Genomic DNA, 23,543 nt, shown 5'->3' on the forward strand with positions numbered 1-23,543 from the left:
ACCGCGTCATCGTTCATCGCGGGCAAGCCCGCTCCCACAGGGATAGTGTCGTTCGCAAAAGATGGGTTCGCCACCTGTCCTGTGGGAGCGGGCTTGCCCGCGATGGCGGCCTGATAGCCACTGATGATCTTCGGGATTAACGCAAAAACGCCTGACGATATTCCCCAGGCGTCCCACCCAAAACCTGCCGAAACCGATTGGTGAAATGACTTGCACTGGCAAACCCGCACGCCAATGCAATCTCCCCCAGAGGCTGCGAAGTCGAACGCAACAACTCCTGCGCCCGACTCAATCGCCGCGCCAACACATACTGATGCGGCGGCAAGCCAAAGCTTTCCCGGAACATCCGCGCGAAATGATATTCCGACAGCGCACACAGCGCCGCCAATTGACCCAGGCTGATCGCCTCGGCCAATTGATTGTCGATGAACTCCACCAACTGCCGCCGCTGATGCGCCGCCAGTCCACCCTTGAGCCGCAAGCCCTCACGCATCCCGACCTGGCCGAGCAACACGTGGCTGAGCATTTCGTGAGCGAGGCTGCTGGTGAGCAAGCGTTCGCCGGGTTCGTCCCAGTTGAGCGTGAGCATCTGCCGAAAGCGCCGGGCTTGTGCCGGGTCATCAAGAAAAGTCGCTTCGCGCAATTGCAGTTCGCGCGGCTCGCGGTCCAGCAGCGTGACGCAGCCGAGGGCGAATTGCTCGGGGCTGAAATACACGTGGGCCAGGCGAATGTCGCCGTTGATTACCCAGCCTGACTGATGCTCGGCCGGCAGGATGCACAGCTTGTCCGGGCCGCCCTTGGTGCCGGGCTGGTCGCGACGGAAAGTGCCGGTGCCGCCGGCGATGTAGCAGGACAAGGTGTGGTGGCTTGGCGCCTCATAGTCCTGGGCATCGTGATGGTTGCTCCACAAGGCTGCAGCCATGCCGTCACCGAGCTCGGCGCTGTGCTCGAGGCGAGCATTGGGCGAGCGGTTGAGGGCTTGAAAGACTTGCAGGGTTTCCAGTGCGGGCATGATCGCTTTCTCTCCGACGCCTTGCATCCTACTCCGTAGACTTTGCGCTGCCAGCCTCTGCCACGACAAAAGCGCAAGTTTATGCAAGTGCGCCCACGATCAGCGCAGCACACTGGATCCCTAATCAGGCAATGCACTGTGGCGAGGGAGCTTGCTCCCGCTTGAGTGCGCAGCACTCACAATAACTGGAGAAACTTGCCAGGATGGGGCCGCTACGCAGCCCGGCGCGAGCAAGCTCGCTCACCACACCGCATTGCCCATTCCGGAGCTGTCGCCATGAACCTTTCGTTGTACTTGTTGACCGTGCTGATCTGGGGCACCACCTGGATTGCCTTGAAATGGCAGCTGGGCGTGGTGGCCATTCCCGTGTCGATCGTCTATCGCTTCGGCCTTGCTGCGCTGGTGCTGTTCGTCCTGTTGCTGCTCAGTCGACGCCTGCAAGTGATGAACCGTCGCGGGCATTTGATCTGTCTGGCTCAGGGACTGTGCCTGTTCTGCATCAACTTCATGTGCTTCCTGACCGCCAGTCAGTGGATACCCAGCGGTCTGGTCGCCGTGGTGTTTTCCACCGCCACGTTGTGGAATGCACTCAATGCGCGGGTGTTCTTCGGTCAGAAAATCGCCCGCAACGTATTGATGGGCGGTGCACTGGGTTTGTTCGGCCTTGGCTTGCTGTTCTGGCCCGAGTTGGCCGGTCATACCGCCAGCCCGGAAACCTTGCTCGGCCTGGGTTTGGCGCTGCTCGGCACCCTGTGTTTCTCGGCCGGCAACATGCTCTCGAGCCTGCAACAGAAGGCCGGTTTGAAGCCGCTGACCACCAACGCCTGGGGCATGGCGTATGGCGCTGCGATGTTGTCGGTGTGGTGCCAGGTCAGGGGCATTCCATTCGACATGGAATGGAACGCGCGCTACATCGGCTCGTTGTTGTACTTGGTGATTCCGGGTTCGGTCATCGGCTTCACCGCGTACCTGACGCTGGTCGGGCGTATGGGCCCAGAGCGCGCGGCCTATTGCACCGTGCTGTTCCCGGTCGTGGCACTGAATGTCTCGGCATTTGCCGAAGGTTATCAATGGACCGCGCCGGCCTTGGTTGGGTTGGTGTTGGTGATGCTGGGTAACGTGCTGGTGTTCCGTAAGCCCAAGGTGCGCGTGTTGCGGCAAACTGGAAATCTGGCCTGATATTTCTGGAGGTCGAGCGCAATACGATTCAGCGCTCGATCTTTAACGCGATATACATCAGTAACGGCAACATAAAATCGACAATATGCCGAGCCCAATCCTTGGCATTCCATGTTTGCGATCTATCCATGTCGAACCATTCGACGCCCACGACCTGCAAGCAGACGTAATAGATGAATAAACCGATTAATAGACCCATGATCGAGAATTTTTTTGCTTCATGGAATTCACGGGCAGACGCATTCAGTTTTCGATAAAGGTGGTAAGTGCCTAACAGGCAGTAAATGGTGTAGGTCACTTCGAGGGTGATGATGAGCCAGTAGATGCGATGGTGCAACATGGGCGAAGTGATGGCCCGGTAGGTTGTTCGTTCGTTGTTGTAGGTTGTGTCCATGCTCAGGACATGGGCGACATATTCGTAGTTTGTGGTGTAGTCGGTGAAGTTGCTATACATCACCAAAAGTCCAAAAAAGCTTATATAAGCCATCAGTGCAATTTTGCTGATTCTGATGATCTTTTCAGTTGTGTAGTTGTTCAAGGTAATTGTTCTCCATGTACATAGTCCGGGGTCGGGCAAGTAAAGGAGAGTCTAAAGTGCTTAACTTTTTTTCGTCGGTTGACTGAATTGCAAGTTGTGTAAAGAAACGGGCAGGCACTTATAGTGTCTGCCCGTTTTAGTCAGCCTTTCCAGACTTGCGGGTTGACCAGATCCTGTGGCCGCTCGCCCAGCAGAGCGCTGCGCAGGTTACCCAGCGCGCGGTTGGCCATGGCTTCGCGGGTTTCATGGGTGGCGGAGCCGATGTGCGGCAATGTCACCGCGTTTTTCAGCTGGAACAACGGCGACTCGGCCAGTGGTTCTTTCTCGTAGACGTCCAGCCCGGCGCCGCGGATGCGGTTGTTTTGCAGCGCTTCGATCAGGGCAGGTTCATCGACGACCGGGCCGCGGGCGATGTTGACGAGGATGGCGCTTGGCTTCATCAGGGCCAGTTCGCGGTGGCTGATCAGGTGTCGGGTTTTTTCGCTGAGCGGGACGACCAGGCAGACGAAATCGGCTTCGGCCAGCAGTTCGTCAAGGCTGCGGAATTGCGCGCCGAGTTCTTGTTCCAGCTGAGTCTTGCGGCTGTTGCCGCTGTAGAGGATCGGCATGTTGAAGCCCAGGCGACCGCGACGGGCAATGGCGGCGCCGATGTTGCCCATGCCGACGATGCCCAGGGTTTTGCCGTGTACATCGCAGCCAAACAGCGGTGCGCCGATGGTGGCTTGCCATTGGCCGGCCTTGGTCCAGGCATCGAGTTCGGCGACGCGGCGGGCGCTGCTCATGAGCAGGGCGAAGGCCAGGTCGGCGGTGCTTTCGGTGAGGACATCCGGGGTATTGGTGAGCATGATGCCGCGTTCGTTGAAGTAGGCAACGTCGTAGTTGTCGTAGCCGACGGAGACGCTGGAGACGACTTCGAGTTTGGCGGCGTTTTCCAGTTGCGCGCGGCCGAGTTTGCGACCGACGCCGATGAGGCCGTGGGCGTAGGGCAGGGCTTCGTTGAATTGGGCGTTGATGTCGCCGTTTTTCGGGTTGGGGACGATGACGTCGAAGTCTTGCTTCAGCTGTTCGACCATTTCCGGGGTGACGCGGCTGAAGGCGAGGACGGTCTTTTTCATGGGAGGAGGGCTCGTCGGGGCTTGGTGAATGCCAAGCACGCTAACATTCTTCTCCGTTGTTGTGCGAGTCTGCGGATTGACTGGGAGTTTCTGTGGGAGCTGGCTTGCCAGCGATGGCGGCCTTCGGGCCGACCATGTTGTGGTTGACCGGGTACATATCCATTCCTGCGGTTACGGCGGCTGGCGGTTTCGCCCTTACGGCGACTCACTTTTTTTTCAAACGCCAAAAAAAAGTAAGCAAAAAAAGGCTCGCCCCAAACGTCCGGCCCCTCGCCTGGGCTCGGCGTTCCTTCGCTCCGGTATCCATCCGGGGACACTGCCCTCCGGTCTGCTTCGCGACGACCTACATGCAGCGTGTTCGACTGCGTCGAACGGCGCTGCGCGCCACTCCCCGGATGAACACCTCCACTCAGCCTCCCGACGGGGCGGGTGGATCAAGATCAAGAGCTGCAGGCGAGCTAACGCTCGGCCTGATGAGTGGTGAGAAGCGGGTGTACGCTGGGAGCTTGTAGGAGCGAGGCTTGCCCTCGAAGGCGGCCTGACAGCCGACCAATTTCTTGCAGATGTACACCAACCCCCTGTGGGAGCTGGCCTGCCAGCGATGGCGGCCTGACAGCCGACCAATATCTTGCAGGTATACGCCGAACCCCTGTGGGAGCTGGCTTGCCAGCGATGGCGGCCTGACAGCCGACCAATCTCTTGCAGATGTACGCCGAACCCTTGTAGGAGTGAGCCTGCTCGCGATGGCGGAGTGTCAGACGACATCAATGCTGGATGTCAGACCGCCATCGCGGGCAAGCCCGGCTCCTACAGGTATTAGCTGTGTGGCGCAGGTTTTGGTACTGCGACGTTATCCAGCATCCGGTTCGCTGCCAGTTCGGCGAGCATGACGATCTGCTGGATTGCCATCGCCTTGTGCCGGTGTGGGCCTTCCAGATAGTCCGCGAAATCACTCGCCATTACGCTGGCCTGGGCCAACGACTCACAGGTGTGGGCCAGCAGGTCTTCGTCTTTGATGTCCGGTGCGATCAAAAACATCGTGCTGGGTTTGCGGTTGGCAGGGGATTTGAGGGCGGCGGGGTTGAGGTAGTGATCCAGCGCGCGTTCAGCGGCGTCGTGGAATTTTTTGGAATCGAGGGATTCGTAGGGGGAAACGTCATCGGTTTCCGGAGGATTCGGAGTTTCTTTAATCATTTGGCAAAGATCCTTAGAGTCGAGGAGCTGCCACTTTTCGTTTTCCAGACGAAAGGGTGGCAGCTGTACGCGGACTGGAAAAACCGAGAAAGGATCAAACCCGGCAGACCCGAAGGTCTCCCACGTACAGCCGCCATAACTCAAATCGCGGTGCTGAAAAAGCGCCGCATTATGTCATGCGCTGTGATCCTTCTTCGGGTTTTCCAGACCCGATCGCTGAAATGCCAGCGACCCACAGAGCCTACCCATTTCCCGTCCGACCCAACAACCGACAGAACCCGTCGGAAACATTCCCCAAAATCACCGCGTCTGTAGGACTGTGAAATCAGTTCGCCACCCGACCCACCCAGAAGGGGCGGGCAGATCAAGATCAAAAGCTGCAGGCGAGCTAACGCTCGGCCTGTTGAGTGGTGAGAGGCGGGTGTATGCCGCGCTCTTGTAGGAGCGAGGCTTGCCTGCGAAGGCGGCCTGACAGCCGACCAATCTCTTGCAGATGTACCCAATTCAATTGTGGGAGCGGGCTTGCTCGCGAAGGCGGTGGATCAGTCGATATCAATGTTGAATGACAATCCGCTTTCGCGAGCAAGCCCGCTCCCACATTGGGATTAGCCGTGCGGCTAAGGTTTTGGTATGGCGACGTTATCCAGCATCCGGTTTGCGGCCAGTTCGGCCAGCATGACGATCTGTTGAATGGCCATTGCCTTGTGCCGGTGCGGGCCTTCCAGATAGTCCGCGAAGTCGCTCGCCATCACGCTGGCCTGGGCCAATGACTCGCAGGTGTGGGCCAGCAGGTCTTCGTCTTTGATGTCCGGTGCGATCAAAAACATCGTGCTGGGTTTGCGGTTGGCAGGGGATTTGAGGGCGGCGGGGTTGAGGTAGTGATCCAGCGCGCGTTCGGCGGCTTCGTTGAGTTTTTTGGAATCGAGGGATTCGTAGGGGGAAACGTCGTCGGTTTCCGGAGGGTTCGGTGTTTCTTTGATCATAAAAAATTACTCGATATGGGATTAATCGAGCTGCCATTTTCGTTTCCAAGCGAAAGGGTGGCAGCCATGCGCGGTCTGGAAAACCGGATATCCCACCAAAACCGGCAGACCCGAAGGTCTCCCGCGCACAGCCGCCATAACAAGGAATTGCGTGCAGAAAAAAGCGCCGCAGTATGCCATGTGCTGTGATGGGAATATCAGGTTTCCAAGCCTGGCCGCTGATTTTGCAGCGACCCACAAAGCCTACCCATTTCCCGTCCGACCCAACAACCGACAGAACCCGTCGGAAACATTCCCCAAAATCACCGCGTCTGTAGGACCGTGAAATCAGTTCGCCACCCGAACCCCGCCCAGACTCCCACTCAATTCATACGCCACCAATTCCGCCTGATGCGCCGCCAGTATTTCCGGCAGTGACCCGCGCAAGTACTCGACCCACGTCTTGATCTTTGCGTCCAGGTACTGCCGCGACGGGTAGATCGCATACAGATTCAGTTCCTGCGAGCGGTAGTTCGGCATCACTCGCACCAGCGTGCCGTTGCGCAAGCCTTCGATCGCCGCGTACACCGGCAACACGCCGACGCCCATGCCGCTGATGATCGCGGTTTTCATCGCGTCAGCCGAGTTCACCAGGAATGGCGAGCTATTGATGGTGACCATTTCCTGGCCTTCCGGACCGTCGAAGGTCCATTTCTCCAGCGGGATCACCGGGCTCACCAGACGCAGGCACGCGTGGTTGAGCAAGTCGCTGGGTTTGTGTGCGCAGCCGTTGGCTTTCACATAAGCGGGCGAGGCGCAGACGATGCTGTAGGTGATGCCCAGGCGCTGGGAGACGAAGCCCGAGTCCGGCAGTTCGCTGGCCAGCACGATGGACACGTCGTAGCCCTCGTCGAGCAAGTCCGGCACGCGGTTGGCCATGGTCAGGTCGAAGGTCACGTCCGGGTGAGTCTTGCGATAGCGGGCGATGGCGTCGATCACGAAGTGCTGGCCGATGCCGGTCATGGTGTGCACTTTGAGCTGCCCGGCCGGGCGCGCGTGGGCGTCGCTGGCTTCGGCTTCGGCTTCTTCGACGTAGGCCAGGATCTGCTCGCAGCGCAACAGATAGCGCTTGCCGGCCTCGGTCAGGGCGATGCGGCGGGTGGTGCGGTTGAGCAGGCGGGTTTGCAGGTGGGCTTCCAGGTTGGAGACCGCGCGCGAGACGTTGGCCGTGGTGGTGTCGAGTTGCACGGCGGCGGCGGTGAAGCTGCCGGCCTCGGCCACGTAACTGAAGGCGCGCATGTTTTGCAAAGTGTCCATGGGGTGCTCTCGGGTGCGATGGCAAATTGTGACACAAGGTTTCAGAGACTGAGACCCCGACCAAGGGATTATCGCGTTAACGGTAACAAAGATTCACAGGATTCCCAGCTTATCGCCACTAAGACCCACCCCTAGAATTGCGCCCACCTCCTACAGGGGGCCTCTCCCACCTCAGGAATTTTCAGCAGTGCCGCGTCGCATCAGCAGAGCGCTTCAGACGCTCAGTGTTCTGGCTTTATCCCTGACCCTCAGCGGCTGCATCGGAACCGGAGGAATTGCCCCGCAGGGCAAGGCGCTGGAGGCCAATTCACTGGCCACCGACGACGCCATCCAGAGCGCCGCGCAGGACGCTCACTGGCCCACCGCGCAATGGTGGCAGGCCTATGGCGACCCGCAATTGAACCGCTGGATCGACCTCGCCGTGCAAGGCAGCCCGACCATGGCCATGGCCGCCGCGCGAGTGCGGCAGGCCAAGTCCATGGCCGGTATCGCCGAGTCTGCCGAGTCGTTGCAGATCAATGGCGAATCCACCCTCAAGCGCCACAACTGGCCCACGGATCAGTTTTATGGACCGGGCGAGTTGGCCAACTCGACGACCTGGGACAACAATGCCGCGCTGGGCTTCAGCTACGCCCTCGACCTTTGGGGCCGCGAAAGCAACGCCCTTGAGCGCGCCGTGGACATGGCGCACATGACGGCCACCGAAGCGCGTCTGGCTCAGCTCGAACTGCAGAACAACATCGTGCGCGCCTACATCGAACTGTCGTTGCATTACGCGCAGCGGGACATTGTCGAGGCGACCCTGAAACAGCAGCGGCAGATTCTCGATCTCGCGCAAAAACGCCTGAGCGGTGGCATCGGCACCCATTTCGAAGTCAGCCAGGCGGAAGCCCCGCTGCCGGAAACCCATCGCCAGATCGACGCGCTGGACGAAGAAATCGCCCTAAGCCGCAACCAGCTTGCAGCTCTCGCAGGGAAAGGCCCGGGCGAGGGCGCGCAGTTGCAGCGGCCCACGTTATCGTTGGCCGCGCCGCTGAAACTGCCGTCGTCTTTGCCCGCGCAATTGCTCGGGCAGCGCCCGGACGTGGTCGCCGGCCGCTGGCAAGTCGCGGCGCAGGCGCGGGGCATCGATGTCGCCCACGCCGGTTTCTACCCCAATGTCGATCTGGTCGGCAGCCTCGGCTACATGGCCACTGGCGGCGGTGCGCTGGAGTTTTTGAGCGGCAAGAAACTCAACTACAGCGTCGGCCCCGCGATCTCGTTGCCGATCTTCGATGGCGGGCGCTTGCGCTCGGAGCTGGGCGAAGCCTCGGCCGGGTACGACATTGCCGTGGCCCGGTACAACCAGACGCTGGTCAACGCGCTGAAAAACATCTCCGACCAGTTGATCCGCCGCGAGTCCATGGACAAGCAGCAAACCTTCGCCGCCGAGTCCGTGGCCACCGCGCAGAAGACTTACGACATCGCGATGATCGCGTATCAGCGCGGGCTCACCGATTACCTCAACGTGCTCAATGCGCAGACTTTGTTGTTCAAGCAACAGCAGGTGCAGCAGCGGGTTCAGGCGGCGCGGCTAAGTGCTCATGCTGAATTGGTGACGGCGCTCGGTGGAGGGCTTGGTACAGGTAACGATGTGCCGGAAGACAGCCGGACCCAGGCACCGAAAACCCCGATGCTACTTAAGTGAACACAAACCCTGTGGGAGCCAGCCTGCTGGCGATTGCAGTGCGTCAGGTGACATCAGCATCGACTGACACACTGCAATCGCCAGCAGGCTGGCTCCCACAGGGATCTCATCTGGCTGAATATCAATGAGCAGGATTCCATGACTCCCTCGCCCGCACCTCTGCGCTGGCTGTATTCCCTTGAATGGCGCCGGGGTTTCTTCGACTGGGCACGCAGTGATGGCGTGACCTGGGTCTACATTTTCAAGGTGCTGATCGCCGCGTTCCTGACCCTGTGGCTGGCGATGCGCCTGGAATTGCCGCAACCGCGCACGGCGATGATCACCGTGTTCATCGTCATGCAGCCGCAAAGCGGCCAAGTATTCGCCAAGAGTTTTTACCGCTTCCTGGGCACTCTGGCCGGGTCGGCGGTGATGGTCGCGTTGATTGCCTTGTTCGCCCAGAACACCGAACTGTTCCTCGGTTCGCTGGCGATCTGGGTCGGGATCTGCTCGGCCGGCGCCGCGCGATATCGCAACTTTCGCGCCTACGGTTTCGTGCTCGCCGGGTACACCGCCGCGATGGTCGGTTTGCCCGCGTTGGCCCACCCGGACGGCGCCTTCATGGCGGCGGTTTGGCGGGTGCTGGAAATCTCCTTGGGCATTCTCTGCGCCACCGTGGTGAGCGCCGCGATCCTGCCGCAAACCGCCAGCGCGGCGATGCGCAACGCCTTGTATCAGCGCTTCGGTGTGTTCGCCTTGTTCGTCACCGATGGCCTGCGCGGTCGAAGCAAACGGGACGCTTTCGAAGCCAGCAACGTGCGCTTTATTGCCGAAGCGGTCGGCCTGGAAGGGCTGCGCAGCGTCACTGTGTTCGAAGACCCACACATGCGTCGGCGCAACGGCCGGCTCAGTCGTTTGAACAGCGAATTCATGGGCATCACCACGCGGTTCAACGCCTTGCACCAACTGCTCGAACGCTTGCGCAGCAGCGGCGCTGACCACGTGGTGGCGGCCATCAAGCCGGGGTTGCAGGACCTGGCGGAATTGCTCGACGGCTTCAGCGGTCGCGCCTTGACCAGCCCCGACGCCGCACGCCTGACCAGCGCATTGGCGATCTACAAGGAGCACCTGCCGACGCGGGTTCGCACCCTCCGGTCGATCTTTCAGGAAAGCGAGCCGAGCGACGCCGAGCAGCTCGATTTCCACACCGCCTACGAACTGCTTTATCGCTTCGTCGACGAGTTGCACAGTTATGCACAGACCCACGCTTCGCTGGCCGATCACAGCCATGCCCGGGAGCAATGGGACGAGCCCTTCACTCCGCAAACCAACTGGATGGCCTCGGCGGCTTCGGGGATTCGTGCGGCATTCATTCTGGTCGTACTCGGCAGCTATTGGGTGGCGACGGCGTGGCCGAGCGGGGCGACGATGACGCTGATCGCCGCGGCTACTGTCGGTCTTTCTGCCGCGACGCCGAACCCCAAGCGCATGGCATTCCAGATGGCGTGCGGGACTTTCCTCGGGGCGCTGATCGGCTTCGTCGAGATGTTTTTCATCTTCCCGTGGATCGACGGTTTTCCATTGCTGTGCGTGATGCTCGCACCGGTGATCGTGCTCGGCTCATTCCTCACTTCGCGGCCGCAATACGCCGGTGTCGGCCTCGGCTTGCTGATCTTCTTCAGCACCGGTTCGGTGCCGGACAACCTCACCGTCTACAACCCTTACGCGTTCATCAACGACTACATCGCCATGGTGCTCGGCATGCTGGTGTGCGCCGCGGCCGGGGCAATCATTCTGCCGCCGAACAGCCGCTGGTTGTGGCGTCGGCTGGAGCAGGATTTGCGCGGGCAAGTGGTCTATGCGATCAGCGGCAAGCTCAAGGGCCTGGCCTCGAGTTTCGAAAGCCGTACCCGGGACTTGCTGCATCAGGCCTACGGTCTCGCGGTGGGTCAGCCGCAGGTACAACGGGACTTGCTGCGCTGGATGTTCGTGGTGCTGGAGGTCGGCCACGCGATCATCGAGTTGCGCAAGGAACAGGCAATTCTGCCGGTGCATCCGGCCTATGCCGAATCTCAACCGTGGCGCCAGGCAATCCGCGTGATGGGCCGCTCGCTGGTGCGGCTGTTTCTGCAACCGAGCCAGAGCAATCTGGAGCGCGGATTGATTGCGGTCGACCATGCGATCAGTCGTGTGCAGGCCACTGACGAACCGTTCGCGCCGCACTTCGACACCTCCGCTTTGCGTCGGGTTAAGAGCTACCTGCACTTCATCCGCACCTCGCTGCTGGACCCGCAATCACCGCTCGCCGGCTACATAAAGGCCAGCGCCACCGCCAAGCCCCAAGGACTTGAACATGCCTCGTGAAATCGCCTTCCACGGCGTGTACATGCCGACCATGACGCTGATGTTTTTCATCGCCGCGGCGCTGGCCTGGGCGCTGGACCGATTCCTGTCCGGGTTCGACCTGTACCGTTTTTTCTGGCACCCGGCGCTGCTGCGCCTGAGCCTGTTTAGCTGTCTGTTCGGCGCCCTGGCGCTGACTGTCTACCACTGACTCTCTATCTCTGAAGAAAAGGCACCGATGAAAAAGCTTTTCAGCCTGCTCGCCACCCTGTTGGTGCTGGCCCTCGCCCTATGGATCGGCCGCACCCTCTGGGTGCATTACATGGACACGCCGTGGACCCGCGACGGCCGGGTGCGCGCCGACATCATCAACGTCGCCGCCGACGTCACCGGCGAAGTGGTGGACGTGCCAGTGCGCGACAACCAACAGGTGAAAAAGGGCGATTTGCTGATGCGCATCGACCCCGAGCACTACCGCATCGCGGTCAAACAGGCGCAGGCATTGGTGGCTTCACGCAAGTCAACGTGGGAAATGCGCAAGGTCAACGCCCATCGCCGCGCCGACATGGATGCCCTGGTGATCTCCAAAGAAAACCGCGACGACGCCAGCAACATCGCCGACTCGGCCCTGGCCGATTACCAGCATGCCCAGGCGCAACTGGAAGCGGCCGAACTGAACCTCAAACGCACCGAGGTCCGCGCGGCGGTGGACGGTTACGTCACCAATCTGAATGTGCATCGCGGCGATTACGCGCGCATCGGCGAAGCGAAAATGGCCGTCGTCGATATGAACTCGTTCTGGGTCTATGGCTTCTTCGAGGAAACCAAGCTGCCGCACGTGCGGGTGGGCGACAAGGCCGACATGCAGTTGATGAGCGGCGAAGTGCTGAAGGGGCATGTGGAAAGCATTTCTCGCGGCATCTACGACCGGGACAACCCGGAAAGTCGCGAGCTGATTGCGGACGTGAACCCGACGTTCAATTGGGTACGCCTGGCGCAGCGGGTGCCAGTGCGGATTCACATTGATGAGGTGCCGGAGAGGGTGCTGTTGGCGGCGGGGATTACGTGCACGGTGGTGGTGAAGCAGGGTTCCGAATAGCAGGCAGCATTTGGTGAGCTCGCCTGCGCCTTACTTGCCGTCAGGCTTTGCGCAACGCATCGAATTCGGTGTCTGCATGTTGGCCATTGACCAGGAGGATTCCGGCAGTACCGAACTTTGAGCTGGGCGTCCCGTCGGGATTGAGGATCGCCACAAAACCGTGTTTCATTTCGTCCTGCGCCAGCGCATGGCCGGCGACCAGAATCCGGCCGTTGGACAGGATGTGGCAATCCTTCAGAGCGGTGGAGGCTATTCCATCGGGCAGTTTTATTTCAACCCGTCCCTCTTTACCGAACGTTTTTACCGGGAAGCCCAGTGCGTCAAATTTGAGAAGCGTTGCTGTTTCAACGTTGAGCGGGGCTGTTACGTAGTTGGCTCCGACGATAATGCTTCCGCCCGCAAGGGTTCTAATCACTGGGGATTCGCCAATGCAGGGATGGCAGCCACTGGTGTTTTTGACGATGACTCGTCCATCGTCACCGAATTTTTTGTCCCAGCTTCCGCGGCTATCAATGCACAGAATCTCTATGTGTGGATCCAGGCAGTCAGGTGATGTTGACCAGCCAACCATAAAGACCCGGCCGTCGCCCACGGCAGTTTTAGTGCCACCGGCATTGCCTGGAGTAGCGAATTTAATCTGCTCCGGATCCCAACTTTCATGACGGTCTCGCGCTATGCGGTGGGGAATATTGGGTAGGGGCTGGGCCATCATGTCGACTCCCTCCTTCATCGAGCTCCAGTTGCCGGGACGAAAACTGATCTCAGATGAGGCATTGAGCCCCTGGCCCATCCTCATGACTCGCCTGTTTTCGGCGCCTCAACTTTGAGCTGATGTGATGGAGGTCGTCTACTGTCAACTCTGACAGGTAGACAAGCGTTAAATTGTGTGTTTCGCGGCTGCAATCCGACGTGCCCGGGTCTTACTGCTTGCAAAACGTCTCATGCAAATGCCGCCAGATCACCGGGCCGGACGCTTGCTTCTCAAACGCCACTGTCGAGCGTCGATCCGAATGCAGCCCCGTCGCATCCGTCTGCCGCTCGCGATAACTCACCACCGCGCCACCGTCGTACAGCGCGATTCCTCGTAAATCGCTGAGCTCGATCCTGAAGCCGAGTTTTCTTCCGCCCGCCAGCAGGAACAACTCGTTCAACGCGGCGAAATCCAGCACCCGTCCCAATGGCGAGATCATGGAAAACTGTGGCGAAAAACGCGTGAGCAGGTGTTCAAGTGCGGACTCATCCTGGTCCTCGGCCAGCCATTGCTCGATGGCGATGTGGGCCTGGATCACTTCGTCGAAGTATTCGGTGTAGTCGGTCATCAAAGTGTCCCTGAAATTTTCAATGTTCGTTCTGACGCCATCGCGGGCAAGCCCGCTCCCACAGGTTTAGCGCAGGTCCTGTGGGAGCGGGCTTGCCCGCGATGGTGTCGACTCGGTCTTAGAGTTGCCCCGTCAACCCAAACCGCTTCTTCAACCCCGCTTCCAGTAAACCTTTAGGCAACAACCCCGCCAACAACGGCAATGCCCGGCTGCCGTTGCCCAGTCGAATCAGACGCGGTGGCTTACCCTGCTGCACGGCCTTGAGCAAACCTTCGGCAAATTCCCGGGCCGGTGTCGGCTTGTCCTGAGACGCCTTGGCCCGCGCACGAATGCCTTCACGCAATGGCCACCACGGGGATTGCTCGGTAATCAATTGCTCTGCCTCATGTCCGGCATTCTTGGCGAAGCTGGATTCGATTGCACCCGGCTGTACTTCCATCACGCGCACACCAAACGGCGACAACTCCATGCGCAATGCATCGCTCAATGCATGCACCGCCGCTTTCGAGGCGCAATAGGCGCCGGCAAACGGCGTGACCAATACCCCGGAAACGCTGCCGATGTTGACCACCAAACCCTTGGCACGACGCAGCACTGGAAACAGCGCGCGTGTCACACCGACAACGGCAAACACATTGGTTTCGAACTGCCGCTGCATCGCCGGCACGCCGCCGTCGAGCAGCGGCCCCATGGCGCCGTAACCGGCATTGTTGATCAACACATCGAGGCCGCCATGTTGCTGGTTGATCTGCTCGCTCAGCTGTTCGAGCGCGGCGCCGTCGTTGACGTCCAGTTGCACGGCGGTGAAACCGGCGGCGGCCAGCACCGCCACGTCTTCAGCCTTGCGGGCGCTGGCCCAGACTTCGTAGCCGGCACCTTTGAACACATCGGCGAGGGCGCGGCCAATGCCGCTGGAGCAACCGGTAATCAACGCAACGGGCATGGCGCGGTCCTTGTGCAAAAAGAAGTAGGGGGATCAGTCGGAGAAACTACCCTGCAAACGCTCGGCGCGAAACTCCAGGGTTTGCGGACGATAGCCAGGGCGCAGCGGCGGCAGGGGCAAGCAGTCTTCCCAATTGGCGCCGGCCTGCAGTTCGCCGGGGCCGCGATAGCGCGGAGCGGCGTATTGATTGTCGGCCAGATTGACCGTATCGCCCGGCGCGTACGCGGCAACGCGCCAGCGCAACTCGGTCAGCGGCACATCGTTGCCATTGTTCATGGTCAGCTGCAACGGGCGGTCCGCCGGGCAGTGTTCGGGCGCGTAGGTGATGCGTAACTCCAGGCGCGCCAGTTGCTTGACCTCGCGGCTGTCCATCCAGATCACCCACGTGGCCACCAGACCCAGGCCGATGGCGGCCGCCACAGAGACGGGCAACGCCTTGGCCGGGTAGCGCAGCAATAAAATCAGCCAGGTGATGACCAGCAGGACGCCGATGAACATATTTGAACGCTCCTTGAACTCATGACCACCATCCTACCGAACGGCTGCCGGAATGGACATTCACGGATCAACGGCGATCACCGTTGGTCGGTACTGTAATTTCTGACAGTAGCCAGCCCTGAGCACGCGAAGTTAGATAACCGCAGGCAAACAGGGACGAATCGGCATGCAGGCTGCGGCAGTGGGAATGCACTACAACACCCCCCGATTGTTCGCCGTCGATCCGCGAGGACTGTCGATCCGTTACGTGGATTACTGGCGCGAGGTCGAGGGTGCCCCGGCTCAGGCTCGCATCAACCGCACCTTGCACAATGCCGCTGGGGGCACGGTAAAACAGTGGGATTCACGGCTCTGGCGGCTACAGCAACAAGAGCCGATGGCGCCCGCCAATCTCACGACCGTGCATTCGCTGACCGGTCATCCCGTCTGCACGGTCAGTGTCGATGCCGGCTCACAGACCAGCCTTCTCGGCCCGGCCAATGAAGTGCTGCAACGCTGGGACAGTCGCGGTACCCGACGCGAGATTCACTACGACGACCGGCTTCGCCCTGTGGCCGTATTCGAGCACGTTGCCACGCAGCCACCCCGATGTACCGAACGTATGGAATATGGTGGCGCCGATCCGGTTAACCGCGATCGTAATCAATGCGGGCAGTTGATTCGTCAGGACAGTCCCGGCGGGACCGTGCTGTTTGAGGCGTTTGCGATCACCGGCCAGTGCACCCGGCACATTCAGCACTTCACCCTCGACGCCGTTGCACCGGATTGGCCGGAGCGAATAGCGGATCGACAAACACTGCTGGAGCCGGGCGCGGGTGCCGTTTCAACGTGGCGTTACGGGCCGTTGGGGAATGTGCTGGAAACGGTCGATGCCCGGCAGAACTGCCAGGTCTTTGCCTTCACCCTTGATGCCCGGCTACGCCAAAGCGCCTTGAAGCTGGGCGGCAAAACCACTTGGCAAACACTGGTCAGCGAGATCGAGTACAACGCCGACGGACAGACCCTGCGCGAAGTCGCGGGTAACGGCGTACGAACAACGCTCACGTATGGCCCCGAGGATGGTCGCCTGCTGGAGCGGCGAGCGGACAGTGATCGCGCCGGATTGCTGCAGCATCTGTTCTATAGCTACGACCGAATGGGCAACGTGCTGAGTATCGAAGACAAGGCACTGCCGGTGCGTTACTTCAACAACCAGCGTATTGATCCCGTCAGTCGCTTTATCTACGACAGTCTTTATCAATTGATCCAGGCGTTTGGCTGGGAGGCGGGCAGCCCCAACCAGGGGCCGGAATCGGTCGTTCGTACTGATCCGGCGGCGGTCAGCAATTACCAGCAGACCTACCGCTACGACGAGGGCGGCAACCTGCTGAAGTTGACGCATGTCGGCGCACAAAACCCTGGGCGTGAATTGACCGCCGCGCTTTACAGCAATCGCTGCCTGCCCTGGCGCAACGGTGTGCCACCGACGGAAGAGGAAATCGCCGCTGCATTCGATGCCAACGGTAATTTACTGGAGCTGGACCCGGGGCGGTTTCTGACCTGGAATCTGCGTAATGAATTGGCGTCGGTCTGCCCGGTGGAACGCGCGTCCGGGCGCAATGACTGTGAGCTCTATCTCTACGATGGCGGCGGTCAGCGGGTGCGCAAAATTCGTTCGTTGCAGACCAATGCCCGGACCGTGGTGGCTGAAGTCCGCTATTTACCGGGGCTGGAACTTCGCACCGACAGCGGTACCGGGGAGGTGCTGCAGGTCATCACCGCACAGGCCGGTCTCAACACCGTGCGGGTGTTGCATTGGGATAGCCCCCCGCCTTCGGGAACAAACGACCAATATCGGTACTGCTTCACCGATCATTTGGGCTCGATCAGCCTGGAGTTGGCCGATGATGGGCGAATTATCAGCCGGGAAAACTTCTACCCCTACGGCGAGACGGCCTGCCTGGCCGGGGATGATGTGATCGAAGTCAGCTACAAAACCGCTCGCTACTCGGGCAAGGAGCGGGATGCGACCGGGTTTTATTACTACGGTTTCAGGTACTACGTGCCGTGGTTGTTCCGTTGGCTGAATCCGGACCCCGCGGGAGATGTGGATGGACTGAATCTGTATTGGATGACTCGAAACAACCCGGTCAGCCTTATTGATGATAGTGGAGCCATTTCGAAAGAGCCCTTGAGTAACGGCTTACGGACTCCGGTCATCGCCGTGGGTAATGAACGCACAGTGCCGGGTGCCAAGCCCGTTGATGCGGGAAAACCTATACATGGTGCCATTCACGGGGCAGTCAGCGGATATCCGCAAGGCATTATCGATACCTGAGTTTAGCCGTGTGGGGGTTAACACCGACTTGCTGATGTCAACGAAAGTCGCCTATTCACCGCAGGTCAGCTCGCAACTGGCGAATAAAGAAGGTGGCGCCAGTTTTATATTTTCAATGCAGCGGATGACGTATTCCGGCGCGGCGAAGGGTGAGTTCAATGCCCTCAAGGTTGTCGATATCGCTGCCGGTGAAATGCCTGAACAATCCAGTGCAGTCTCCGGCTATTGGGCTGCGCAGGGAGGGTATGTAGACATACCTGTCCATCCCCAAGGCACGGACGCCGAGTTTCTCTTTACACCGGGTTTCAGTGGTTGCTCGCTGACGGTCGATCAGCTCAACGACAATGTATTGCGGGTGAGGCACGTAGAGGGTGCAAAAGAAGATGCGCAATACAACAGGTTACCTTCCGCTGAGCACGGAATGGGGCTCAGCGCAGCGATGGAATTTACCGATTATGGATTTGATGTTGATGAAAACAACAATGTGATCACAGAGACAACCGGGTTCGCGTTCATGAAGTACGACCGAAAAACAAAGGCGTGGGACATTCATTATCAAACCCTTCAAGGTGCAGCGACCATCGGAAAGTATTCCCCGACCCAGCGAGGTTTTTTTGGCGCAGCGAAGTCTTGTGTGAATGTGTTCGAGCGTACCAAGGTCAGAAAAACCATGAACAAAAAGGTTGTCACCGCCAGGCAGTAAATCGGTGGGACAAAAAAAGCTCCCGCCCAGTCCGCTGCGGGAGTTGACACTCAAGGATCAATCGCGATCACCGTTGGTCGGTACTGTAATTTCTGACAGTAGCCAGCCCTGAGCATGCGGAGTTAGATAACCGCAGGCAAACAGGGACGAATCGGCATGCAGGCTGCGGCAGCAGGAATGCACTACAACACACCCCGATTGTTCGCCGTCGATCCGCGAGGGCTGCCGGTTCGTTCGGTTGATTATTGGCGCGAAGACGAAAGCGCCACCGCGCTGGCGCGCATCAATCGCACCGCCTACGATGCCGCAGGTTTTGCAAGGGAGCTGTGGGATCCGCGGCTGTGGGCGTCGCAAAAGGACGATCTCTCCACGCCTGCCAATCTCACGACCGTGCATTCGCTGACCGGTCATCCCGTCTGCACGGTCAGTGTCGATGCCGGCTCACAGACCAGCCTTCTCGGCCCGGCCAAGGAAGTGCTGCAAGGCTGGGACAGTCGCGGTACCCGACGCGAGATTCACTACGACGACCGGCTTCGCCCTGTGGCCGTATTCGAGCACGTTGCCACGCAGCCACCCCGATGTACCGAACGTATGGAATACGGTGGCGCCGATCCGGTTAACCGCGATCGTAATCAATGCGGGCAGTTGATTCGTCAGGACAGCCCCGGCGGGACCGTGCTGTTTGAGGCGTTTGCGATCACCGGCCAGTGCACCCGGCACATTCAGCACTTCACCCTTGACGCCGTTGCACCGGATTGGCCGGAGCCGATAGCCGATCGACAAACACTGCTGGAGCCGGGCGAGGGTGCCGTTTCGACGTGGCGTTACGGGCCGCTGGGGAATGTGCTGGAAACGGTCGATGCCCGGCAGAACTGCCAGGCCTTCGCCTTCACCCTGGATGGCCGGCTGCGCCAAAGCGCCTTGAAGCTGGCCGGCAAAACCACTTGGCAAACACTGGTCAGCGAGATCGAGTACAACGCCGACGGCCAGACCCTGCGCGAAGTCGCGGGTAATGGCGTACGAACAACGCTCACGTATGGCCCCGAGGATGGTCGCCTGCTGGAGCGGCGAGCGGACAGTGATCGGGCCGGATTGCTGCAGCATCTGTTCTATAGCTACGACCGAATGGGCAACGTGCTGAGTATCGAAGACAAGGCACTGCCGGTGCGCTACTTCAACAATCAGCGTATTGATCCCGTCAGTCGCTTTATCTACGACAGTCTTTATCAGTTGATCCAGGCGTTTGGCTGGGAGGCGGGCAGCTCCAACCAGGGGCCGGAATCGGTCGTTCGTACTGATCCGGCGGCGGTCAGCAATTACCAGCAGACCTACCGCTACGACGAGGGCGGCAACCTGCTGAAGTTGACGCATGTCGGCGCACAAGCCCCGGGCCGTGAACTATCAACCGCGCGTTACAGCAATCGCTGCCTGCCCTGGCGCAACGGTGTGCCGCCGACGGAAGAGGACATCGCCGCTGCATTCGATGCCAACGGTAATTTACTGGAGCTGGACCCGGGGCGGTTTCTGACCTGGAATCTGCGTAATGAACTGGCGTCGGTCTGCCCGGTGGAGCGCGATTCCGGGCGCAATGACTGTGAGCACTATCTCTACGATGGCGGCGGTCAGCGGGTGCGCAAAATTCGCTCGTTGCAGACCAATGCTCGGACCGTGGTGGCTGAAGTCCGCTATTTACCGGGGTTGGAAATTCGCACCGACAGCGGCACAGGGAAGGTGCGACAGGTCATCATCGCGCAGGCCGGGCTCAATAGTGTTCGGGTGCTGCATTGGGAAAGCGCTCCACCGTCAGGCGTCAACGATCAGTACCGCTTCACCCTGATCGATCACCTCAACTCCTGCAACGTGGAACTGACCGACGATGCGCAAATCATCAGTCAGGAAACTTACTACCCCTTTGGCGCAACAGCTTGGTCTGCCGGCCCGAACGACACCGATGGGGATTACAAAACAGATCGGTATTCGGGGAAGGAGCGAGATGCGACGGGGCTTTATTACTACGGGTACCGCTATTACATCCCGTGGTTGCAGCGTTGGCTGAATCCGGATCCGGCGGGGGATGTCGATGGTCTGAATTTGTATGCGATGGTCATTAATAACCCAATGACGTTATGGGATATGAATGGGCTGCAAAACACCGGGAACTATGTAGTGAATGTAGGGTTGAAGGAGAAACTGGCGCTGAAATTAGCTCAACTGAAGAAAATCAGCGTGCTTGATATCGCGTCCGGGAAATATAAAAAGTCAGGTGAATTTAAGGTCGTGGAGGTAAATTCGGACAGCAAATACCTGGTGGTAGGTGACGAGGTAAAAAATAATCTGAAAAACTACAAGGACATTTATAGTCGGCGCTCTAACGTTTCTTCGCTCAAGAACGGAGTGAAAGAAGAATCTAACAATAGCCTTGGAAAAAGTGTTTCGGGCTACATGTTGCGAAGCGCAAATGACACCTTTGTGGAGGGGGCGAACGCTCTGGACTCACCGAACCGGCATCCTGATATGTCCGTTGAACGACGATTCTTTGTTGTTGTGAAAAGGGCGGATAAGTATAAATTGCCTGAGCAACGAGAAATTTACGGTATCTCCGAATTAAGCACTTTTACGGAAAAAGGAAAGACGGAGGTAACGGTCGTTCAAACCGTCGTCCACCCTGATACGCAAGGGGACGAGGAACAATCAGGGTCGAAGGTGGGGAGCACTGGTGCGGCAGGACGACTACCCCATATGCGAGGGATAGGTACTTACTTGACGGTGCAATCTATAACGAATGTGTCAAAAAAGATGAACGTTTCGAAAGTTCAGACCGAGGCGATCAATCCGCGCTCCGCCAAAATCGCAATAAGGTTTGGCGCTAAGTTAGTCAGTTAAACAAAAAACCGCCCAACCCGCTGCGGATAGGGAAAACGCAGCGGACTGGACGGGGGCTTCTGGTTTTGCTTAACGCTTACTGCGCGATGGTTTTCACCGACACGCCGCGTTCGATCGGGGTGGAGCGACCGTAGATATCTTCAAAGCGCTCGATATCGTCTTCGCCCAGGTAGCTGCCCGATTGCACTTCGATGATCTCGAGTGGAATCTTGCCCGGGTTGCGCAGACGGTGAACCGAAGCGATCGGGATGTAGGTCGACTGGTTCTCGCAGAGCAGGAACACGTTTTCGTCGCAGGTCACTTCGGCGGTGCCGCTGACCACGATCCAGTGTTCGGCGCGGTGGTGGTGCATTTGCAGCGACAGGCACGCGCCCGGCTTGACCGAGATGTGCTTGACCTGGAAACGGCCGCCCATGTCGACCGAGTCGTAGGAGCCCCACGGACGATAGACTTCGCAGTGGTTCTGGGTTTCGGTGCGGCCCTGTTCGTTCAGGGTGTTGACCATTTGTTTTACGCCTTGGACCGAGTCCTTGTGGGCGATCATCATGGCGTCCTTGGTTTCGACGACCACGATGTTTTCCAGGCCGATCACCGACACCAGTTTGCCGTTGCCGTGGATCATGCAGTTTTTGCTGTCCTGAATGACCACGTCGCCTTTGGTGACGTTACCGTTGACGTCTTTGTCATTCACTTCCCACAGCGACGCCCAGCAACCGACATCGCTCCAGCCGGCGGTCAGCGGTACGACGCAGGCGCGCTGGGTTTTTTCCATCACCGAGTAGTCGATGGAATTGTCCGGGCAGCAGGCGAACGTGGCTTCGTCGATGGTGACGGTGTCGGCATCCTGTTCGCTGCGCTCAAGCGTCAGCAGGCAGGTGTCGTAGATGTCCGGATCGTGCTTTTTCAGCTCTTCCAGGAAGCGGCTGGCGCGGAACAGGAACATACCGCTGTTCCAGAAATAGCCGCCGGACTGGACGAACTCGGTGGCGCGTTTCACGTCCGGTTTTTCGACGAAGTGCGAGACGCGGCTGACGCCTTCGGGCAGCAGCGAGTCATTGGTCGACTTGATGTAGCCGTAGCCGGTTTCCGGTTTGGTGGCCGGTACGCCGAACAGCACCATTTCGCCGTTTTCGGCCGCGACGGTGGCCAGGGCCAGGGCGCGTTGCAAGGCTTTCTGGTCGTCCAGTACGTGGTCGGCCGGCAGCACCAGCATCAGCTCGTCACGACCTTCGTTGACCAGCATCATCGCGGTCAGGGCCACGGCCGGCGCCGTGTTGCGGCCGAACGGTTCCATCAGGATGCGCTGGGTTTCCAGTTTACGGTTGGTCAACTGCTCGTTGACGATGAAGCGGTGGTCTTTGTTGCAAACCACGATCGGGGTGTCCATGCCTTCAAACACCAGGCGTTCCAGGGTTTGCTGGAACAGCGTGTGTTCGCCGGTCAGGGCGAGGAACTGTTTAGGGAACTGCTTACGGGAAAGCGGCCAAAGACGTGAGCCGCTACCACCTGACAAGATCACCGGAATCATGTTGTTACTCCTTGAAAATCGTATGGGTCAGAGCTACTGCGTTCTGTCGTTTCACTCTTGTTCTTATTCCGTAGCCAGGCCGTCTCACCGATCTCTGTAGCAGCTGCCGAGCCTGCGAGGCTGCGTTCGAGCGCGAAGCGGTCGTTATCCTGGCAACTCGGTCTCTCTGAAAGACCGAATGTGCCGGTTTTACGACTGCTGCGCAGCCGGACGCAGGCTTCGCCAGCTGCTACAGAGGGATCACCGTCCTGACGAATTATTTAGCGCGTCGAAACCGGGCGTTTTACCCAGACTGGCGACAGGCTGCTGCCTTTGCCTGTGACGTACAGCACGGCGGCTTCACCGCGTTCCAGGGCAACCGGTTTCACGTCGCCGACTTTGGTGGCGCCGTCATACAGGGCCAGGCTGACTTTGACCGGGTTGATTTCACGCTCGCCACGGCCCTTGGCCGCTACGGACGGAACCACTTCGGTCTTGCCGTCAGCGGTTTTCAGGGTCAGGGCCTTGTCGCTGAGGTTCTGTACGCGAACCAGGGATTTCTGCTTGTTCTTGAACGGCGGCTCTTCGATCAGTTGCGGCGCGCCGCTGGCGTTGTTGACCAGGGTGTAATAGTGATCGCCGGCCAGTTTCACCGGCAGCGTCTGGCTGCCGACCTTGGCGCTGTAGTCGCCGCCCGGCATGAAGCTGAAGTCGGTGCTGGACAGCGGCGCGACTTCGGCCAGGTTGGTGCTGCCGACGGTGGCGCTGACTTCAGCGTTACCGGCGTTGTAGACACGGACGAAGCTCGAACCTTTCGGTGCAGTCGGGCCGTAGAGTGCAGCGTCACCAGCGAAGGCGGACATCGACAACACGCTCATGCCAGCAACAAGTGCAAAGGTCTTGGCGAGACGGCGAGGAGTAGTAGTGAAAGTCATGGTAGTACCTCTC

19 protein-coding genes and 1 pseudogene are annotated in these 23,543 nt (G+C 59.4%); 8 read left to right on the plus strand and 12 right to left on the minus strand.

Translation table 11 applies throughout. The annotated features are described in order from the left end of the window. Nucleotides 1-136: 136 nt before the first annotated feature. Complete coding sequence (locus ACA053_RS04685) at nucleotides 137-1,012, minus strand: AraC family transcriptional regulator (RefSeq protein WP_109635950.1); 876 nt, start codon at nucleotides 1,010-1,012, stop codon at nucleotides 137-139. 276 nt (nucleotides 1,013-1,288) lie between these two features. Between ACA053_RS04685 and ACA053_RS04690 the strand changes: the two genes are divergently transcribed. Beyond that, nucleotides 1,289-2,191 carry a DMT family transporter gene (locus ACA053_RS04690; protein ID WP_497394644.1) on the plus strand — a complete coding sequence of 301 codons (903 nt, stop codon included), beginning with the start codon at nucleotides 1,289-1,291 and terminating at the stop codon, nucleotides 2,189-2,191. A 28-nt stretch (nucleotides 2,192-2,219) separates the two neighbouring features. Here ACA053_RS04690 and ACA053_RS04695 read toward each other — a convergent pair whose 3' ends face one another. The 5 genes from ACA053_RS04695 to ACA053_RS04715 all read right to left on the minus strand — a co-directional run bounded on the left by ACA053_RS04695 (nucleotide 2,220) and on the right by ACA053_RS04715 (nucleotide 7,317). After that, nucleotides 2,220-2,729 (minus strand): DUF2165 family protein, encoded by a 510-nt coding sequence (locus ACA053_RS04695; protein WP_497315708.1) that lies wholly within the window; start codon nucleotides 2,727-2,729, stop codon nucleotides 2,220-2,222. A 140-nt stretch (nucleotides 2,730-2,869) separates the two neighbouring features. After that, the gene (locus ACA053_RS04700) at nucleotides 2,870-3,844 is read right to left on the minus strand and encodes a 2-hydroxyacid dehydrogenase (RefSeq protein ID WP_497394645.1); all 975 of its coding nucleotides are present in this window, start codon (nucleotides 3,842-3,844) and stop codon (nucleotides 2,870-2,872) included. Between the two features lie 816 nt (nucleotides 3,845-4,660). Next, the gene (locus tag ACA053_RS04705; RefSeq protein ID WP_109628057.1) at nucleotides 4,661-5,038 is read right to left on the minus strand and encodes a DUF6124 family protein; all 378 of its coding nucleotides are present in this window, start codon (nucleotides 5,036-5,038) and stop codon (nucleotides 4,661-4,663) included. A gap of 617 nt (nucleotides 5,039-5,655) precedes the next feature. Then, nucleotides 5,656-6,021, minus strand: a complete 366-nt coding sequence (locus ACA053_RS04710) for a DUF6124 family protein (protein ID WP_109628059.1) — start codon at nucleotides 6,019-6,021, stop codon at nucleotides 5,656-5,658. A gap of 327 nt (nucleotides 6,022-6,348) precedes the next feature. Continuing rightward, on the minus strand, nucleotides 6,349-7,317 hold the full coding sequence (locus ACA053_RS04715) for a LysR family transcriptional regulator (RefSeq protein WP_010463147.1): 969 nt from the start codon (nucleotides 7,315-7,317) through the stop codon (nucleotides 6,349-6,351). 187 nt (nucleotides 7,318-7,504) lie between these two features. On the opposite strand from ACA053_RS04715, the gene ACA053_RS04720 reads away from it, so the two are divergent. The 4 genes from ACA053_RS04720 to ACA053_RS04735 all read left to right on the plus strand — a co-directional run bounded on the left by ACA053_RS04720 (nucleotide 7,505) and on the right by ACA053_RS04735 (nucleotide 12,425). After that, nucleotides 7,505-9,004 carry an efflux transporter outer membrane subunit gene (locus tag ACA053_RS04720; protein WP_497394646.1) on the plus strand — a complete coding sequence of 500 codons (1,500 nt, stop codon included), beginning with the start codon at nucleotides 7,505-7,507 and terminating at the stop codon, nucleotides 9,002-9,004. A gap of 138 nt (nucleotides 9,005-9,142) precedes the next feature. Next, entirely contained in the window at nucleotides 9,143-11,347 is a 2,205-nt protein-coding gene (locus tag ACA053_RS04725) for an FUSC family protein (RefSeq protein WP_497394647.1), read from the plus strand. Next, nucleotides 11,337-11,537 (plus strand): DUF1656 domain-containing protein, encoded by a 201-nt coding sequence (locus ACA053_RS04730; RefSeq protein WP_109628062.1) that lies wholly within the window; start codon nucleotides 11,337-11,339, stop codon nucleotides 11,535-11,537. Before ACA053_RS04725 ends, ACA053_RS04730 begins: the two co-directional genes overlap by 11 nt. A 27-nt stretch (nucleotides 11,538-11,564) precedes the next feature. Next, nucleotides 11,565-12,425, plus strand: coding sequence for an efflux RND transporter periplasmic adaptor subunit (locus ACA053_RS04735; protein ID WP_497394648.1), 861 nt, complete (start codon nucleotides 11,565-11,567; stop codon nucleotides 12,423-12,425). A gap of 40 nt (nucleotides 12,426-12,465) precedes the next feature. Here the strand turns inward: ACA053_RS04735 and ACA053_RS04740 are convergent, their stop codons facing one another. The 4 genes from ACA053_RS04740 to ACA053_RS04755 all read right to left on the minus strand — a co-directional run bounded on the left by ACA053_RS04740 (nucleotide 12,466) and on the right by ACA053_RS04755 (nucleotide 15,185). Then, complete coding sequence (locus tag ACA053_RS04740) at nucleotides 12,466-13,137, minus strand: NHL repeat-containing protein (RefSeq protein ID WP_497394649.1); 672 nt, start codon at nucleotides 13,135-13,137, stop codon at nucleotides 12,466-12,468. A 208-nt stretch (nucleotides 13,138-13,345) separates the two neighbouring features. Further along, entirely contained in the window at nucleotides 13,346-13,744 is a 399-nt protein-coding gene (locus ACA053_RS04745) for a DUF4440 domain-containing protein (RefSeq protein ID WP_497394650.1), read from the minus strand. Between the two features lie 118 nt (nucleotides 13,745-13,862). Continuing rightward, a complete protein-coding gene (locus ACA053_RS04750; RefSeq protein ID WP_497394651.1) occupies nucleotides 13,863-14,687 on the minus strand; it encodes an SDR family oxidoreductase in 825 nt (274 codons plus the stop codon). Nucleotides 14,688-14,720: 33 nt separating this feature from the next. Further along, complete coding sequence (locus tag ACA053_RS04755; protein WP_109628067.1) at nucleotides 14,721-15,185, minus strand: multidrug transporter; 465 nt, start codon at nucleotides 15,183-15,185, stop codon at nucleotides 14,721-14,723. Nucleotides 15,186-15,366: 181 nt separating this feature from the next. Here ACA053_RS04755 and ACA053_RS04760 point away from each other — a divergent pair. The 3 genes and pseudogenes from ACA053_RS04760 to ACA053_RS04770 all read left to right on the plus strand — a co-directional run. Further along, nucleotides 15,367-17,337 (plus strand): annotated as a pseudogene (locus tag ACA053_RS04760) (RHS repeat domain-containing protein); the annotation flags it as partial. 109 nt (nucleotides 17,338-17,446) lie between these two features. Further along, the gene (locus ACA053_RS04765) at nucleotides 17,447-18,205 is read left to right on the plus strand and encodes a hypothetical protein (protein WP_497394652.1); all 759 of its coding nucleotides are present in this window, start codon (nucleotides 17,447-17,449) and stop codon (nucleotides 18,203-18,205) included. 156 nt (nucleotides 18,206-18,361) lie between these two features. Continuing rightward, nucleotides 18,362-21,088 (plus strand): RHS repeat domain-containing protein, encoded by a 2,727-nt coding sequence (locus tag ACA053_RS04770; protein ID WP_497394653.1) that lies wholly within the window; start codon nucleotides 18,362-18,364, stop codon nucleotides 21,086-21,088. Nucleotides 21,089-21,164: 76 nt separating this feature from the next. On the opposite strand, the gene ACA053_RS04775 is transcribed toward ACA053_RS04770, so the two are convergent. Both ACA053_RS04775 and ACA053_RS04780 read right to left on the minus strand, forming a co-directional pair. Beyond that, nucleotides 21,165-22,616 (minus strand): mannose-1-phosphate guanylyltransferase/mannose-6-phosphate isomerase, encoded by a 1,452-nt coding sequence (locus ACA053_RS04775; protein WP_109628068.1) that lies wholly within the window; start codon nucleotides 22,614-22,616, stop codon nucleotides 21,165-21,167. A gap of 260 nt (nucleotides 22,617-22,876) precedes the next feature. Continuing rightward, nucleotides 22,877-23,530, minus strand: a complete 654-nt coding sequence (locus ACA053_RS04780) for an alginate O-acetyltransferase AlgF (protein ID WP_042932354.1) — start codon at nucleotides 23,528-23,530, stop codon at nucleotides 22,877-22,879. Between the last annotated feature and the right edge of the window lie 13 nt (nucleotides 23,531-23,543).

The sequence above is a fragment of the Pseudomonas sp. LBUM1672 genome (assembly GCF_059695655.1).